Origin of the sequence: Kitasatospora sp. Root107 (assembly GCF_001424875.1) — a bacterium.
Lineage (GTDB): Bacteria > Actinomycetota > Actinomycetes > Streptomycetales > Streptomycetaceae > Kitasatospora.
This window is the reverse complement of record NZ_LMCT01000013.1, coordinates 43,397-57,506: the sequence shown is the minus strand read 5'-3', so window position 1 is coordinate 57,506 and position 14,110 is coordinate 43,397. Positions and strand designations below refer to the sequence as shown.

The 14,110-nt window shown below is 71.7% G+C and carries 10 protein-coding genes and 1 pseudogene; 3 read left to right on the top strand and 8 right to left on the bottom strand.

The window, feature by feature from the left end; translation table 11 throughout:
* Positions 1-32 precede the first annotated feature (32 nt).
* Positions 33-842 (top strand): class I SAM-dependent methyltransferase, encoded by an 810-nt coding sequence (locus ASC99_RS15240; RefSeq protein ID WP_235502622.1) that lies wholly within the window; start codon positions 33-35, stop codon positions 840-842.
* A 93-nt stretch (positions 843-935) separates the two neighbouring features.
* Here the strand turns inward: ASC99_RS15240 and ftsH are convergent, their stop codons facing one another.
* The 7 genes from ftsH to ASC99_RS15205 form a co-directional block, all read right to left on the bottom strand.
* Entirely contained in the window at positions 936-2,855 is a 1,920-nt protein-coding gene (gene ftsH, locus ASC99_RS15235) for an ATP-dependent zinc metalloprotease FtsH (protein WP_057232308.1), read from the bottom strand.
* A gap of 78 nt (positions 2,856-2,933) precedes the next feature.
* Positions 2,934-3,482, bottom strand: a complete 549-nt coding sequence (locus tag ASC99_RS15230; RefSeq protein ID WP_057232306.1) for a GNAT family N-acetyltransferase — start codon at positions 3,480-3,482, stop codon at positions 2,934-2,936.
* 63 nt (positions 3,483-3,545) lie between these two features.
* On the bottom strand, positions 3,546-5,120 hold the full coding sequence (gene ffh, locus ASC99_RS15225; RefSeq protein ID WP_057232304.1) for a signal recognition particle protein: 1,575 nt from the start codon (positions 5,118-5,120) through the stop codon (positions 3,546-3,548).
* 99 nt (positions 5,121-5,219) lie between these two features.
* Entirely contained in the window at positions 5,220-7,643 is a 2,424-nt protein-coding gene (locus ASC99_RS15220) for a [protein-PII] uridylyltransferase (protein WP_057232302.1), read from the bottom strand.
* 102 nt (positions 7,644-7,745) lie between these two features.
* The gene (locus ASC99_RS15215; protein WP_057232299.1) at positions 7,746-8,084 is read right to left on the bottom strand and encodes a P-II family nitrogen regulator; all 339 of its coding nucleotides are present in this window, start codon (positions 8,082-8,084) and stop codon (positions 7,746-7,748) included.
* Complete coding sequence (locus ASC99_RS15210; protein WP_057232298.1) at positions 8,084-9,412, bottom strand: ammonium transporter; 1,329 nt, start codon at positions 9,410-9,412, stop codon at positions 8,084-8,086. Before ASC99_RS15210 ends, ASC99_RS15215 begins: the two co-directional genes overlap by 1 nt.
* A 353-nt stretch (positions 9,413-9,765) precedes the next feature.
* Positions 9,766-11,220: a hypothetical protein gene (locus tag ASC99_RS15205; RefSeq protein WP_057232296.1), complete on the bottom strand. Its 1,455-nt coding sequence runs from the start codon at positions 11,218-11,220 to the stop codon at positions 9,766-9,768.
* Between the two features lie 479 nt (positions 11,221-11,699).
* Here ASC99_RS15205 and ASC99_RS15200 point away from each other — a divergent pair, with 479 nt between their 5' ends.
* Complete coding sequence (locus ASC99_RS15200; protein ID WP_057232294.1) at positions 11,700-12,380, top strand: bifunctional DNA primase/polymerase; 681 nt, start codon at positions 11,700-11,702, stop codon at positions 12,378-12,380.
* Between the two features lie 158 nt (positions 12,381-12,538).
* Here the strand turns inward: ASC99_RS15200 and ftsY are convergent, their stop codons facing one another.
* The gene (ftsY, locus tag ASC99_RS15195) at positions 12,539-13,714 is read right to left on the bottom strand and encodes a signal recognition particle-docking protein FtsY (RefSeq protein ID WP_057232292.1); all 1,176 of its coding nucleotides are present in this window, start codon (positions 13,712-13,714) and stop codon (positions 12,539-12,541) included.
* A 57-nt stretch (positions 13,715-13,771) separates the two neighbouring features.
* Here ftsY and ASC99_RS37190 point away from each other — a divergent pair.
* A pseudogene (locus ASC99_RS37190) lies at positions 13,772-14,058 on the top strand (cytosine permease); the annotation flags it as partial.
* Positions 14,059-14,110: the final 52 nt, after the last annotated feature.

Here is a 14,110-nt window from a genome sequence, read left to right as displayed (position 1 = left end):
AGCAAGAACCCAAGGACCGGATGGAGGCCGCGATGGCTTCGGCGCAGGTGACCGGCACGACCTCGGAGCGATCCCGCACACCCGTCTGTACCGGCCCACACAGTCGGGCCAGGGACTGGGCGGAGATCCAGGAGCGGATGCTCGTCCCGCTCTACCAGGCCGTCTACGAGCGGTTGGAGGTCGGTCCGGCGACGTCCGTGCTGGGCCTCGGCTGCAGGTCGGGGCTGGCTCTGCTGCTGGCCGCCGAACGGGGTGCCCAGGTGGCCGGACTGGAGTCGGACACCGAGCTGCGCGAGCTGGCGCAGGGTCGTCGGCTGCAGGTGCAGGAGGCTCCCCGGACGGCGGAGTCCGTCGCCCACTCGGCCCACTCCCTGGTCACAGTTTTCGAGCAGTTGCAGACCACCCCCTCGCCCACCCGGCTGGTGGCCGCCGCCGCCCGGCGGACCCTGACGGGCGGTCAGCTGGTGCTGGCCTCCTGGGGACCGCCGGAGCGCTGCGAGAGCGCGGCCGTACTCGAGGTGGCGCTGCGGCAGGCGGGGCGTACGCCCGTCCGTGATCCCTTCGCGCTCGGCGCGCCCGGGCGACTGGAGGAGCTGCTCGGCGCGGCCGGGCTCCGGCCGGCCGGTGGCGGCCGGGTGACCTGCCCGTTCGCCTACGCCGATCTGGACAGCGCGGTCCGCGGAATGCTCTCCACCGGCCTGTTCGACCCGGCCGTGACGGCGGCCGGGTCGGCCCTGGTGGTGAAGGAGCTGGAGGAGGCGCTGCACCCGTTCGTCCGTCCGGACGCCTCGGTCCGGATGGTCAACGTGTTCCGCTACGTGGTCGGCGACCGGGTGAACTGAGCGCGTACCGACGCCAAGGGGCGCGCCCGGCATCGGACGCGCCCCACGATCCCCGCAACGCACACCAGGCCGAGGCTCAGGCCAGGTCGGGCCTCAGGCCAGGTCGAGCGCCTTCCGGTCGACCCCCGCCGCCCGGTACGCCGCCTCCTCGTCCAGCGTCTCCGCCTCCAGCAGCGCGCCGGCCAGCGCGTCCAGCTGCGGCCGGTGCTCCTTCAGCAGCCGGACCGCGTCGTCGTAGCACTCCGCGACGATCCGCCGGGCCTCCTCGTCCACCGCGTCCAGCGTGGTCGGGGCGGCCGACAGCCCGTACGCGCCCTGGGTGTCGTTGGGTACGGCGGTGAGTCGGCCGACCCGCTCGCTCATGCCCCAGCGTCCTGCCATGCCCCGGGCGATGTTGGTGACCTGCTCCAGGTCGCTCTCCGCGCCGGTGGTGACCACGCCGTAGACCACCTGTTCGGCGGCCATCCCGCCGAGTGCGCCGATGATCCGGCCGCGCAGATAGGGCTCGGTGTAGGAGTACCGGTCGGTGTCGGGGGTGGAGAGCGTGACGCCGAGGGCCCGGCCGCGCGGCACGATGGTGATCTTGCGGACCGGGTCGGCGCCCGGCTGGAGCATGCCGAGCAGTGCGTGCCCGCTCTCGTGGAAGGCGGTGCGTTCGCGCTCCTCCTGCGGCATCACCAGCGGGCGGACGGCACCCAGTTGGACCTTCTCCAGGGCGTCCGAGAGGTCGGCCGGGTTGACCTGCTCCTGCTTGCGCTTGACCGCGAGCAGGGCTGCCTCGTTGACCAGGTTGGCCAGGTCGGCGCCGGTCATCCCGGGGGTGACCTTGGCGACCTGGCGCAGGTCGACCTCGGGCGTGAGCGGGACGGCCCGGCTGTGGATCGCCAGGATGGCGGTCCGGCCCTCCCGGTCCGGCGGGCTGACGGTGATCCGGCGGTCGAAGCGGCCGGGGCGCAGCAGCGCCTGGTCGAGCACCTCGGCCCGGTTGGTGGCCGCGATCACGATCACGCCCTCGGAGCCGGAGAAGCCGTCCATCTCGGTGAGGATCTGATTGAGCGTCTGCTCCCGCTCGTCATGGCCGCCCATCCCCCCGCCGCCGCCGCGCTGGCGGCCGATGGTGTCGATCTCGTCGATGAAGATGATCGCGGGCGCCACCTTCCTGGCCTCGGCGAAGAGCTCGCGGACCCGGCCGGCGCCGACGCCGACGATCATCTCGATGAACTCGGAGGCCGAGGCGGAGAAGAACGGCACGTCGGCCTCGCCGGCCACGGCCCGCGCCAGCAGGGTCTTGCCGGTGCCGGGCGGCCCGGCCAGCAGGACACCGCGCGGCATCTTGGCGCCGAGCTTGCGGTACTCCTGCGGGTTCTTCAGGAAGTCGACCACCTCGGCGAGTTCGGCCTCGACCTCGTCGATGCCGGCCACGTCGGCGAAGGTGGTGCGCCTGCCGTCCTCGGGGACGACCGGCTTCGGCGGGCCCTTCCTGCCGAAGCCCGCACCGCCCATCCCACCGGCCATCTTCCGGGCCACCAGCACCCAGATCAGCACCAGCACCAGCATCGGGGCGAGCGAGAGCAGCAGGTTGGCCAGGAAGCTGCGCTGCTGGACCACGGGCTCGGCGGTGACGGTGACGTTCTGCTGCTGGAGGGTGGTCCAGAGCTGGTCGTCGGCGAAGGCCGGGCGCTGGGTGGTGAACTCGGTGTAGTCCCCGCGGCCGCCGTCCGGTTTGGGGGCGGCGGCCTTCAGGGTGCCCTCGATCGCGTCGCCCTTGGAGTAGATCTTGGTGACGTTGCCCTTGCCGAGCTGACTGTTGAACTCGGTGTACGAGACCGTGGTGCTCACCCCGCCGCCGAAGTAGTTCAGCAGCGCTTCGGCGATCAGGAAGACGGCCAGCGCGGTGAGCACCAGTCCGATCCAGCCGCCGGGCATCTTCCGGCGCGGCGGTGGCGGTGGCGGCGCTCCCTCGGACCGCCAGGGCTGGTCGGGAGTCTGACGAGGCGGTACGGGATTACTCACCCATCGGACAGTACGGACATACGGTCAGGCCGACCAAGCCGCAACGCCGCCCTCGGAACGCGCCGCCGACCGCACTGCTCAACGGCCGGTCGCGGCCCCCGGCCACTCGTCCGCCGTCAGGGCGAACCGCTCGTGGTCGCGCCAGGCGCCGTCCAGGAACAGCATCCGGGGGGTGAAGCCCTCGTGCCGGAAGCCCAGCCGGCGGGCCAGTGCGATGGAGCGCTCGTTCTCCGGCTGGACGTTGATCTCCAGCCGGTGCAGCCCGAGCCCGCCGTCGGTCTGCGGCCCGAAACAGCGGTCCACCACCAGCCGCATGCCCTCGGTCATCCGCCCGGTTCCGGCGTACGGCAGGTAGGAGTCGTAGCCGAGGGCGGCGTTGCAGAACCGGCCCATCACGATGTTGGCCACGTTGCACTTGCCGACCAGGCCGCCGGTGGCCAGGTCGGCGATCAGGAAGGTCCGCAGCCCTGGGCCCTGACGCTCCAGCAGTTCGGGCAGGCCGTCCGGTTCGACGGGGTTCCACCGCCCGACGTGCTCGGCGGAGCGGCGCACCGCCTCGGCGTACGGTCCGGCGTCGGCTGTCATCGGGGGTCGAATCGTCACTCGCACCCCTCCATCATCGAACATGCCGGGAACAGCGCGACGGCCCGCCACCCCGGTCGGGGTGACGGGCCGTCGGGCGTGGACCGCTCAGAGCAGGTCCTTGAACTCCTTGGGCAGCTGGAAGTCGGCCGGGCCCTTGCCCGCGCCGAGGCCGAACGCACCACCGGCGCCGCCCTCGGCGGGTGCGGCCGGGGCACCCGGACCGAGCGCCTTGCGCTCGGCGGCGGCCGCCTCCTCCTGGGCCCGCTTCAGCGGGTTGCCGGACTTGCGCTTGCCCTTGGCGGCCGGGGCCTTCTTCAGCGCCTTCTTGCCGCCGCCACCCATGCCCGGGATACCCGGCATGCCGGGGATGCCCTTGCCGGAGGCCATCGCGGCCATCATCTTGCGGGCCTCGAAGAACCGCTCGACCAGGTTGCTGACCTCGCCGACCTGGACACCCGAGCCCTTGGCGATCCGCAGCCGGCGCGAGCCGTTGATGATCTTCGGCTCGGTCCGCTCGGCGGGCGTCATCGACTTGATGATCGCGCCGACCCGGTTGACGTCCTTGTCGTCGATGTTGTTGATCTGGTCCCGGATCTGGCCCATGCCCGGCAGCATGCCGAGCAGCTTGGAGATCGAGCCCATCTTCTGGACCTGCTCCAGCTGGGACAGGAAGTCGTCCAGCGTGAAGTCCTTGCCGCCACCCTGCAGCTTGGAGGCCATCTTCTCGGCCTCGGCCTGCGAGAAGGTCTGCTCGGCCTTCTCGATCAGCGACAGCATGTCGCCCATGCCGAGGATCCGGGAGGCCATCCGGTCCGGGTGGAAGGCGTCGAAGTCGTCGACCTTCTCGCCGTTGGAGGCGAACATGATCTGACGGCCGGTCACGTGCGCGACCGACAGCGCGGCACCACCGCGGGCGTCACCGTCCAGCTTGGACAGCACCACACCGGTGAAGTCGACGCCCTCGAGGAAGGCCTGCGCGGTGACCACCGCGTCCTGGCCGACCATCGCGTCGACCACGAACAGGACCTCGTCCGGGTCGACCGCGGCGCGAATGTCCGCGGCCTGCTGCATCAGCTCGGCGTCGATACCCAGGCGGCCCGCGGTGTCGACGATGACCACGTCGTACTGCTTCTGCTTGGCGTACTCGATCGAGTCGCGGGCGACCTGTACCGGGTCGCCGACGCCGTTGCCGGGCTGCGGGCCGTAGAACGCGACGCCCGCGCGCTCGGCCACCACGCCGAGCTGGGTGACCGCGTTCGGGCGCTGGAGGTCGCAGGCGACCAGCAGCGGGGTGTGCTTCTGGCTCTTCAGCCAGTGGCCGAGCTTGCCCGCCAGGGTGGTCTTACCGGCACCCTGCAGACCCGCCAGCATGATGACGGTCGGGCCGGTCTTGGCGTAGCGGAGGCGTCGGGTCTCGCCACCGAGGATGTTGATGAGCTCCTCGTTGACGATCTTGACGACCTGCTGGGCCGGGTTCAGCGCGCCGGTGACCTCGACGCCGAGCGCACGGTCCTTGACCTGCTTGATGAAGGCCCGGACCACCGGGAGGGCGACATCCGCCTCCAGCAGCGCGATCCGGATCTCACGGGCGGTGGCGTCGATGTCCGCCTCACTGAGGCGGCCCTTGCCCCGGAGGTTCTTGAACGTCGCTGCGAGGCGATCGGAAAGAGTGTCGAACACGTCGGTCGCGGGTCCCTTGCGGCATCGGTACGGGTACGGTCGTCGCCCCCAGGGTATCCGGCCGCTTCACCAACGGTCCCCACCCCGGTCGAAACCCGGTTACCCCAACGCCGCCTGCACCGCCGAAGCCACCTCGCGGGCCCGTTCGGCGGACAGCGGACGGCCCGCCGGATCGGTCACGTAGAAGGCGTCCACCGCGTCCGCACCGAGGGTGGAGACGTGCGCGGTACGGACCCGGACGCCCGCCGCGTCCAGCGCCCGGCCGATCCGGTGCAGCAGGCCGGGGGCGTCGTGCGCCCTGACCTCCAGCACGGTGGCAGTGCTGGACGCGCCGCCGGGAGCGACCGTGACCACCGGCGGCGGCGTGGCGATCCCCCGGCGGCGCGGGGCGGCCGCGTCCCGTTCGGCCAGCTTGCGGGCCACGTCCAGCGAGCCGTCCAGCGCCCGGCGCAGGTCGGCCCGCAGGCGCGCGCCCTCCGGGAGTTCGCCGTACTCCGCCGCCACCGTCCAGGACAGCAGCAGGACCGGCCCTGCCCCGACCGGGTCGAGCTCGCGCAGCCCGGCCGAACGGACCGTCAGCCGGTGCAGCGCCAGCACCCCGGCCACCGTGCCGAGCAGGCCAGGCTGGTCGGGCAGCGCCAGGGTCAGTTCGACGCCCATCGGCTCGGTGGCGAACGAGTCCTGCTGGGTCTGCGCGAGCAGGGTGAGCGCCGGGCCGCCGGTGCGTCCTGCCTCCACCGCGAGCCGCTCCTCCTCGGCGGTCGGCTCGGCGTCCGCCGGGTACGAGCTGCCGCCGGCCAGCCGTTCGGCCGCCCGCTCGGCAAGACCGCGCACCAGCGAGGCCCGCCAGCCGCTCCAGGCGGCCGGTCCGGTGGCGGTGGCGTCCGCCTCGGTCAGTGCGTGCAGCAGCTCCAGGTGCGGCAGGGTGCCGACCACCTTGGTGATCAGGTCGACGGTGGCCGGGTCGTCCGGGTCGCGCCGGGTCGCGGTGTCCACCAGCGTCAGGTGGTGGCGCACCAGCAGGGCCAGGGTGTCGGTGTCGGCCTTGTCGAAGCCCATCCGGGCCGCCACGTCCCGGACGATCACCTCGCCCGCCTCCGAGTGGTCCCCGGGCCAGCCCTTGCCGATGTCGTGCAGCAGCGCGGCCACCAGCAGCAGGTCGGGCCTGGCCACCCGGCGGGTCATCGCGGCGGCCTTCACCGCGGTCTCGATCAGGTGCCGGTCCACCGTCCAGCGGTGCACCGCGTTGCGCTGCGGACGGCAGCGGACCCGCTCCCAGTCCGGCAGCAGACGGGTGATCAGACCCTCCGCCTCGTACGCCTCCCAGACCGGGATGGCCGCCTCGCCCGCGCCCAGTAGGGTGATCAGCTGCTCCCTGGCCTCGTCCGGCCAGGGCACCGGCAGCGGCCTGGCCTCGGTGGCCAGCCGGCGCACGGTGGCGTAACCGACCGTCAGACCGGCCTGCGCGGCGGCGGCCGCCGCGCGCAGCGCCAGCACCGGGTCCTGCCCGGGCCTGGCGCCCTGGGCGAGCACCGCCTCGCCGTCCTGCTCGACCACGCCCTCGGCCAGCGGCCGGCGGTCCACCACGCCGCGCGCCACCGCGCCGTTGCCCCGGCCGACGCCGGTGAACGGGAAGGCCAGCCGGGAGACCCGGCGGCCCCGGCCGGTGCGGGCGGCCAGCACGCGTTCGACGGACCGCCAGGTGACGTCCCCGGCGTAGCTGATGGTGCGGGCCGCCTCGTACACCTGCCGGAGCAGGATGTCGGCGTCCAGCACGCCGAGCCGGGCGGCCACCTGGTCCTGCTCCTGCAGGGTGAGCCGTTCGGTGGCCCGGCCGGTGGTCAGGTGCAGCGCGTCCCGGACGTCGGCGAGCCGGGCGGCGGCCGCCTCCAGACCGTCCCGGGGGGCGTCGGCCAGCCAGCTGGCGGCGATCGCGTTCAGCGCCACCACGTCCCGCAGGCCGCCCCTGGCCTCCTTCAGGTCGGGCTCCAGCAGGAACGACAACTCGCCGTGCCGCTCGGCCCGTTCGAGACAGGACTGGCGGAGTTCGGGGAGCCGCTTCGGTGCGGTGGCCCGCCAGTCCGACAGGACGTTCGAGCGCAGCTCCGCCGTCAGTTCCGGGTCACCGGCCAGGTGCCGGGCGTCCAGCAGGCCGAGCTGGGCCTTGAGGTCCTCGGCCGCCACCGCGCGGGCCTCGGCGGGGGTGCGGACCGCGTGGTCCAGCGCGGCGCCGCCGTCCCAGACCGGGTACCAGATCCGCTCCGGCAGTGCCGGGTCGATCGGGCCCGTGTGCAGCAGCAGCACGTCCAGGTCGCTGCGCGGGGAGAGCTCGCCGCGGCCGTAGCCACCGACCGCCACCAGTGCGGTGCCTGACGGGGCGCCGGCTGCCGCGTACAGGCCCGCGAGCCAGCCGTCGGCCAGCCGGGAGAGCGCGGTGCGGCGGGCCGTGCCGCCCAGGCCGGGTTCCGCCAGCAGGCGGGTCCGGGCGGCGGCGTACTCGGAGGGCTGGTCGGTGCTGCTCACGGCGAGTTCCCCGTCCGTCGGTGCTGCGGGACTTCCGGATACGCGTCCGGCGGACCGGCCGCCCCGAGGGTGACCGGCCCGCCAAGGACCTTGCGTCGAATGCTAGATCGCGTCCGGCCCGCGCTCGCCGGTCCGCACGCGGACGGCGGTGTCGACCGAGACACTCCAGACCTTGCCGTCACCGATCTTGCCGGTGCGGGCGGCCTTCACCAGGACCTCGATGACCTCCTCGGCCATGTCGTCCTCGACCAGGATCTCGACCCGGACCTTGGGCACCAGGTCGACGGTGTACTCCGCGCCCCGGTAGACCTCGGTGTGGCCGCGCTGCCGGCCGTAGCCGCTGGCCTCGGTGACGGTCAGGCCGTGCACCCCGTGCTCCTGGAGCGCGGTCTTGACCTCGTCCAGACGGTGCGGCTTGATGACTGCGGTGATGAGCTTCATCAGGCGTCGACCTCGGCCTTCTTCTCAGCGGTGACGGCAGCGACGGGGGTGGCGACGGCGGTACGGCCCAGGCTGGCCCCGACCGCACTGAAGTCGTAGGCGGACTCGGCGTGTTCGGCCTGGTCGATGCCGGACACCTCGACGTCCTCGGAGACCCGGAAGCCGATCGTCTTGTCGATCGCCTGGCCGAGCAGCCAGGAGACGACGAAGGAGTACACGCCGACCACGGCGACACCCATCGCCTGCTTGCCGAGCTGCTCGACCCCGCCGCCGTAGAACAGGCCCTGCGCGGTCTGGCCGACGTGGCCGGTGGCGAACAGGCCGATCAGCAGCGAGCCGATCACACCGCCGACCAGGTGCACGCCGACCACGTCGAGCGAGTCGTCGAAGCCCCAGCGGTACTTCAGGCTGATCGCGGCGGCGCAGGCCGCACCGGCGATCAGGCCGATCGCGATGGCGCCGAGCGGGCTGACCGAACCACAGGCCGGGGTGATCGCGACCAGACCGGCGACCGCGCCGGAGGCGGCGCCCAGCGTGGTGAACGCGCCGTGCCGGATCTTCTCGTAGGCGAGCCAGCCGAGCACCGCGGCGGCGGTGGCCACCTGGGTGTTGATGAAGGCCATGCCCGCGACACCGTTGGCGGCCAGCGCCGAACCGGCGTTGAAGCCGAACCAGCCGAACCAGAGGAGACCGGAGCCGAGCATCACCAGCGGCAGGCTGTGCGGACGCATCGGGTCCTTCTTGAAGCCGATCCGCTTGCCGAGCACCAGGCAGAGCGCGAGGCCCGCCGCACCGGCGTTGATGTGCACCGCGGTACCGCCGGCGAAGTCGATCACGCCGTTGCGGTCGCCGAGCCAGCCACCGTTGCCGCCGTCGAAGAAGAACACCCAGTGCGCGACCGGGAAGTAGACCACCGTCACCCAGAGCGCGATGAACAGGCCCCAGGAGGCGAACTTGGCGCGGTCCGCGACGGCCCCGCTGATCAGCGCCGGGGTGATGATCGCGAACATCAGCTGGAAGGCGGAGAACGCGGTGACCGGGATGGTGCCGGTGATGTCGTTCAGGCCGATGCCGCGCATGCCCAGGAAGTCGAGGTTGCCGATCAGGCCGGCACCCGCGTCCGGACCGAAGGCGAGCGAGTAGCCGTAGAGCACCCAGAGCACGCTGACGATCGCGAGCGAGATGAAGCTCATGACCAGCATGTTGAGCGTGCTCTTGACCCTGACCATTCCGCCGTAGAAGAAGGCCAGGCCAGGTGTCATCACCATGACCAGGGCCGCACAGATGAATACAAAGGCGGTATCGCCCGCGCTGAAGCCGTCCGGCATCGGCGTCTCCTCGTGAATGAATGCCGCTCCACCCGCAGGATCCCTGTCCCGTGCCACCTGGAGTGTCGGCGATGAAGAGGAGAGTGCCGAAGGCTGATTTCGGCCGATGCGGCTCGGTGTTTCGCGGCCGTGACGGGCCGGACCACGACGTTACGAGGAGATGAACTACGGCCGTGCCATGACAGACCATGGGTTACCGTACGGCCCGGTCGGACGCCGGGTGCCCGAACGGTCACCGGCCGTGGGGCTCCAGGGGCGGCGGGGGCGGGGGAGCCCGATCGCGTACAGACCTCTGGCGGCCCCACGGCCGGGGTGCGGGGTGGAGTTGGCCGAAACCGAACCGTGACGTGGGATCAGCCGGTGGGGACGAACTCCGGGATGTCCTGCACCACCAGGTCGGCCAGCTGACCCACCTCGGCGACGTCCCTGAAGTTCCGCGTGGCGGCGGCCGAGGTCTTCCTGATCCGGGTGTTCAGCCGCTCGGAGCGGACCCGGGTGGCGATGTCCACCGCCTGCTTGGCCATCACCACGGCCTGCTCCGGCTCGTTCTGCAGCAGGTGCACGCTGGACATGCCGATCAGGTTGAAGGCGTAGCTGCGGACGTGGTCCGGGTCCTCCCGGAACAGGTCCACCGCGCGCTCCATCACCGGCGCGGACATCGAGGCGTACAGCGGGCTGCGGGTGGTGTGGTAGGCCAAGTCCCGGTAGGAGTGGGCGTTCTCCGCGTTCAGCTCCGCCAGCGAGAAGAACTTCAGCCAGTCCGGGTCGTTGTCACCCCGGGCGCAGTCACTGAAGGTGTCCTCGGCCAGCCGGGCCGCCCGGGCGCAGCGGTTGACCTCGCCGATGGTGGAGTAGGCCCGGGCCTCCATCGCGAACAGCAGCGACTGCTGACGCGGGCTGGCGCTGTCCCGGCTGCCGTACTGGGCCAGGTGGATCAGCTCCAGGGCGTCCTCGCCCCGGTTCAGGTGGATCATCTGGCGGCTCATGTCGGTCAGGATCTGCGCGCCGAACGGCCGGTCCCCCGCCTCCTTGGCCGCGTGCAGGGCGAGCACGTAGTACTTCTGCGCGCTCGGGTGCATGCCGACGTCGTACGACATCCAGCCCGCCAGGTGGGCGAGTTCGGCGGTCAGCCGGAACAGCCGCTTGGTGGTCTGCTCGGGGTAGCTCTCCTGCAGCAGGTCGGTGACCTCGTGCAGCTGGCCGACCACTGCCTTGCGGCGCAGGCCGCCGCCGTTCTGCGCGTCCCACTGACGGAACATCACCGTGGTCTGCTCCAGCAGTTGCAGCTCGGGCTCGGAGAGTCGGCCGGAGAACTGCTCACCGCCGGTGGCCGCCGCGAGGATCGGGGTCGGCACGCCGCCCTGGTTGGGGGCCAGCCAGCGCTGCATCGGCTCGATCAACGCGGCGCCCGCGGTCAGCGCGAGCGAAGTGCCGAGGAAGCCACGGCGGTTGAGCATCAGGTCGCTGCGCGAGTACTCGCTGATCAGCTGCACCGTCTGCGGCGCGCTCCACGGCAGGTCGACGCCGCTCTCCACGGTGCTCACCGGGACGGCGGTGCGCAGCCCGAGGTCCTCGATCGAGACCACCGAGCCGAACCGCTCGGAGAACAGCTGGGACATGATCTTCGGGATCGGCTCCCTGGGCTGCTCCCCGTCCAGCCAGCGGCGCACCCTGGAGGTGTCGGTGCTGACGTGGTGCGCGCCGATCTGCCGGGCCCTGCGGTTCACCTGGCGGGCCAACTCACCCTTGGACCAGCCGCTCCGGCCGAACCACGAGGTCAGTTTCTCGTTCGGTTGCTTCTCTGCCATGGGAACGTCCCCATCCCGCCCGGCCCCCGCACAGAGGCCCCGCTCGTCTTCGCCCGCTTTGCCCGCTTCTTACCCGCCCGATGTGGACGGTCCGCTGCGTTCCGTGTGCTGAACGTAACGCGACAACCGCCATCCGGGGGAGCATCACCCGAGAATCGCCACCTTTCGCCACCCCCACGAGTGAACTACGCAAGGGCACCGCGCGCTTCACTGGTAGTCGAGGAAGCAGCGGCCCAACTCGCCGAATTCACAGGGATCTTGACGGCCCTACAGGCCATCCGGCCAGGAAGGGGACTCCCGTGCAGCACCGACGATCCGGTATCCGTGACACCGATGCAAGGAGCCTTCTGGCCCTGACCGCGCGAATCGGAGCACTCCGACTGCTGCGCGCCGCCAACACGCGACCCGCTTCACGCCGGACAATCGACGGACCGTCACATCCCCGTAACCACCGGCAATCCGAACCTGTTGGGGGAGGCATGGACAACCTCTTCGGCGAGCTGCGCTTCGGCTCCCGCCGCCGTCTTCGCGGTACCGCGTTCGAGGCGGCTGCGGAGTACACCGGCCGCTGGGGCTGGGCGGTGGCGGTCGGCACCGGCACCACCCGCACCGACGGCCGCTGCTCCTGCCCGGCCGCCCACTGCGCCGCACCCGGCCTGCACCAGGGGCTCGGCCCCGCGCACACCGTCGACCCGGCCACCGGCGCGGGCACCGCCGACCTGAACCGCCTTCGCGGCGGCGAGGCCGCGCTGCTACTGCCGACCGGCCGCTCGTTCGACGTCCTGGACGCCCCGACCCAGCCCGGCCTGCAGGCCCTGGTCCGACTGGAACGGATGGGTACCCAGGTCGGCCCCGTACTCGGTCTGCCGACCGGCCGGCTGCTCTTCTTCGTGGCCCCCGGCGCCGCCCAACGACTGCCCGAACTCCTGTACCGGATGGGCTGGGACGACACCACCCTCGACCTGGCCTGCCACGGCGAGGGCGACTACGTGGCCGCCCCGCCCACCACCCTCGGCGCCCTCGGCCCCGCGCGCTGGCTCCGCCGCCCCTGCCGCGACAGCGCCGCCTGTCCCCCGGAGGCCCGCCTCCTCCTCGGCACCATCGCGTACGCCTGCCACCGCACCCGCGAACGCACCGCCGAACCCGCCTGGACGGCGTGAACGGTCAAGCACCACCAGGGGCTCGGGGAACTGCGACGCCGACCTCGTACAAGGTGATCCGTACGTAGCGGGTCAGGCACTTTCGCAGTGACCCGCACGCCAGATCTCGTCGCCGTTCCCCGAGCCCCGGATAGTGCAAGCTCAGGTCAGCCAGAAAGTTACTCGCCGATCAGCGCGTCCACGAACGCCCCCGGCTCGAACGGCGCCAGATCGTCCGCGCCTTCGCCCAGCCCGATCAACTTCACCGGCACGCCCAGCTCCCGCTGCACCGCGATCACGATCCCGCCCTTCGCGGTCCCGTCCAGCTTGGTGAGCACGATCCCGGTGATGTCCACCACCTCGGCGAACACCCGCGCCTGCACCAGCCCGTTCTGACCGGTGGTGGCATCCAGCACCAGCAGCACCTCGTCCACCGGACCGTGCTTCTCGACGACCCGCTTGACCTTGCCGAGCTCGTCCATCAGGCCGGTCTTGGTGTGCAGCCGTCCTGCGGTGTCGATCAGCACGGTGTCCGCGCCCTCGGCGATGCCCTCCTTGACCGCGTCGAACGCGACCGAGGCGGGGTCACCACCCTCGGGCCCGCGAACGGTGGCAGCGCCGACCCGCTCGCCCCAGGTCTGCAGCTGGTCGGCGGCGGCCGCCCGGAAGGTGTCGGCCGCGCCGAGCACCACCTTGCGTCCGTCGGCGACCAGCACCCGGCCGAGCTTGCCCGAGGTGGTGGTCTTGCCCACACCGTTCACGCCGACCACCAGCACCACGGCCGGACGGCCGTCCTCGTGCTTGGCGGTCTTCAGCGAGCGGTCCGCCTCGGTGCCGATCAGGGCGACCAGTTCCTCGTGCAGCAGGGCCCGCAGGTCCTCGGGCGTCCGGGTGCCGAGCACCTTGACCCGGGTACGCAGGCGGTCCACCAGTTCCTGGGTGGGCGTCACGCCGACGTCGGCGGTGAGCAGGATCTCCTCGATCTCCTCCCAGGTGTCCTCGTCCAGCCGCTCGCGCGAGAGCAGCGTGAGCAGCCCCTTGCCGAGCGAGTTCTGCGAACGGGAGAGTCGGCCGCGCAGCCTGACGAGTCGTCCGGCGGTGGGCTCCGGCACCTCCAGCGCAGGCACCTCGACAACGGGTGCCTCCGGCGGGAGCGTCACCTCCTCGACGGTCTTGACCGGCTCGGGAGTCGGGGCCGCTGACTCCTCGCCGACCCCGGGCTCGCGCGGGGGCGTGATGACGGGCGCCTCGGCCTTGGGAGGCAGTTGCTTACGTCGTCTGCCGCTGACGACGAGGCCCGCGATCGCACCGACGGCGACCACGGCGATGACTACGGCAAGGATCAGATATTCCATAACGGAACCCAGTATCCGCGACAGACCCGTCCCGGAGAACGGGGACATTCGCCCCTTATGGCCTATTCAGGGCAACGTATACCTTTCTGTCCCACGATCGAGAAGCACGCCGTCGAGACCCGCGGCATCGAACCCGTCCCCGACAGCGAGGCCACGCCCGGGTACGTGAGCTCTTCCACACCTGGTTCGCCGCCAACATGAGTGTGCTGCTGCTCACCATGGGCGCCGGCCTGATCGTCTTCAACGGCCTGAACCTCTGGCAGGTCCTGCTGGTCGCGCTCTGCGCGGCGGCGGTCTCGTACGGGATCGTCGGGCTGCTCACCATCTCCGGCCAGTGGGGCGGCTTCTGCCGGCAGGCGCTCACCGCCTGGGTGCTGGCGATCGGCACCGGACTGA

What these genes read in the sequence shown, in the direction of transcription:
- ASC99_RS15240 (WP_235502622.1), top strand. Translation starts at nt 33, where the DNA reads ATGGCTTCGGCGCAGGTGACCGGCACGACCTCGGAGCGATCCCGCACA.
- ASC99_RS15230 (WP_057232306.1), bottom strand. Translation starts at nt 3,482, where the DNA reads ATGTTCGATGATGGAGGGGTGCGAGTGACGATTCGACCCCCGATGACA.
- ASC99_RS15215 (WP_057232299.1), bottom strand. Translation starts at nt 8,084, where the DNA reads ATGAAGCTCATCACCGCAGTCATCAAGCCGCACCGTCTGGACGAGGTC.
- ASC99_RS15210 (WP_057232298.1), bottom strand. Translation starts at nt 9,412, where the DNA reads ATGCCGGACGGCTTCAGCGCGGGCGATACCGCCTTTGTATTCATCTGT.
- ASC99_RS15205 (WP_057232296.1), bottom strand. Translation starts at nt 11,220, where the DNA reads ATGGCAGAGAAGCAACCGAACGAGAAACTGACCTCGTGGTTCGGCCGG.
- ASC99_RS15200 (WP_057232294.1), top strand. Translation starts at nt 11,700, where the DNA reads ATGGACAACCTCTTCGGCGAGCTGCGCTTCGGCTCCCGCCGCCGTCTT.
- ftsY (WP_057232292.1), bottom strand. Translation starts at nt 13,714, where the DNA reads ATGGAATATCTGATCCTTGCCGTAGTCATCGCCGTGGTCGCCGTCGGT.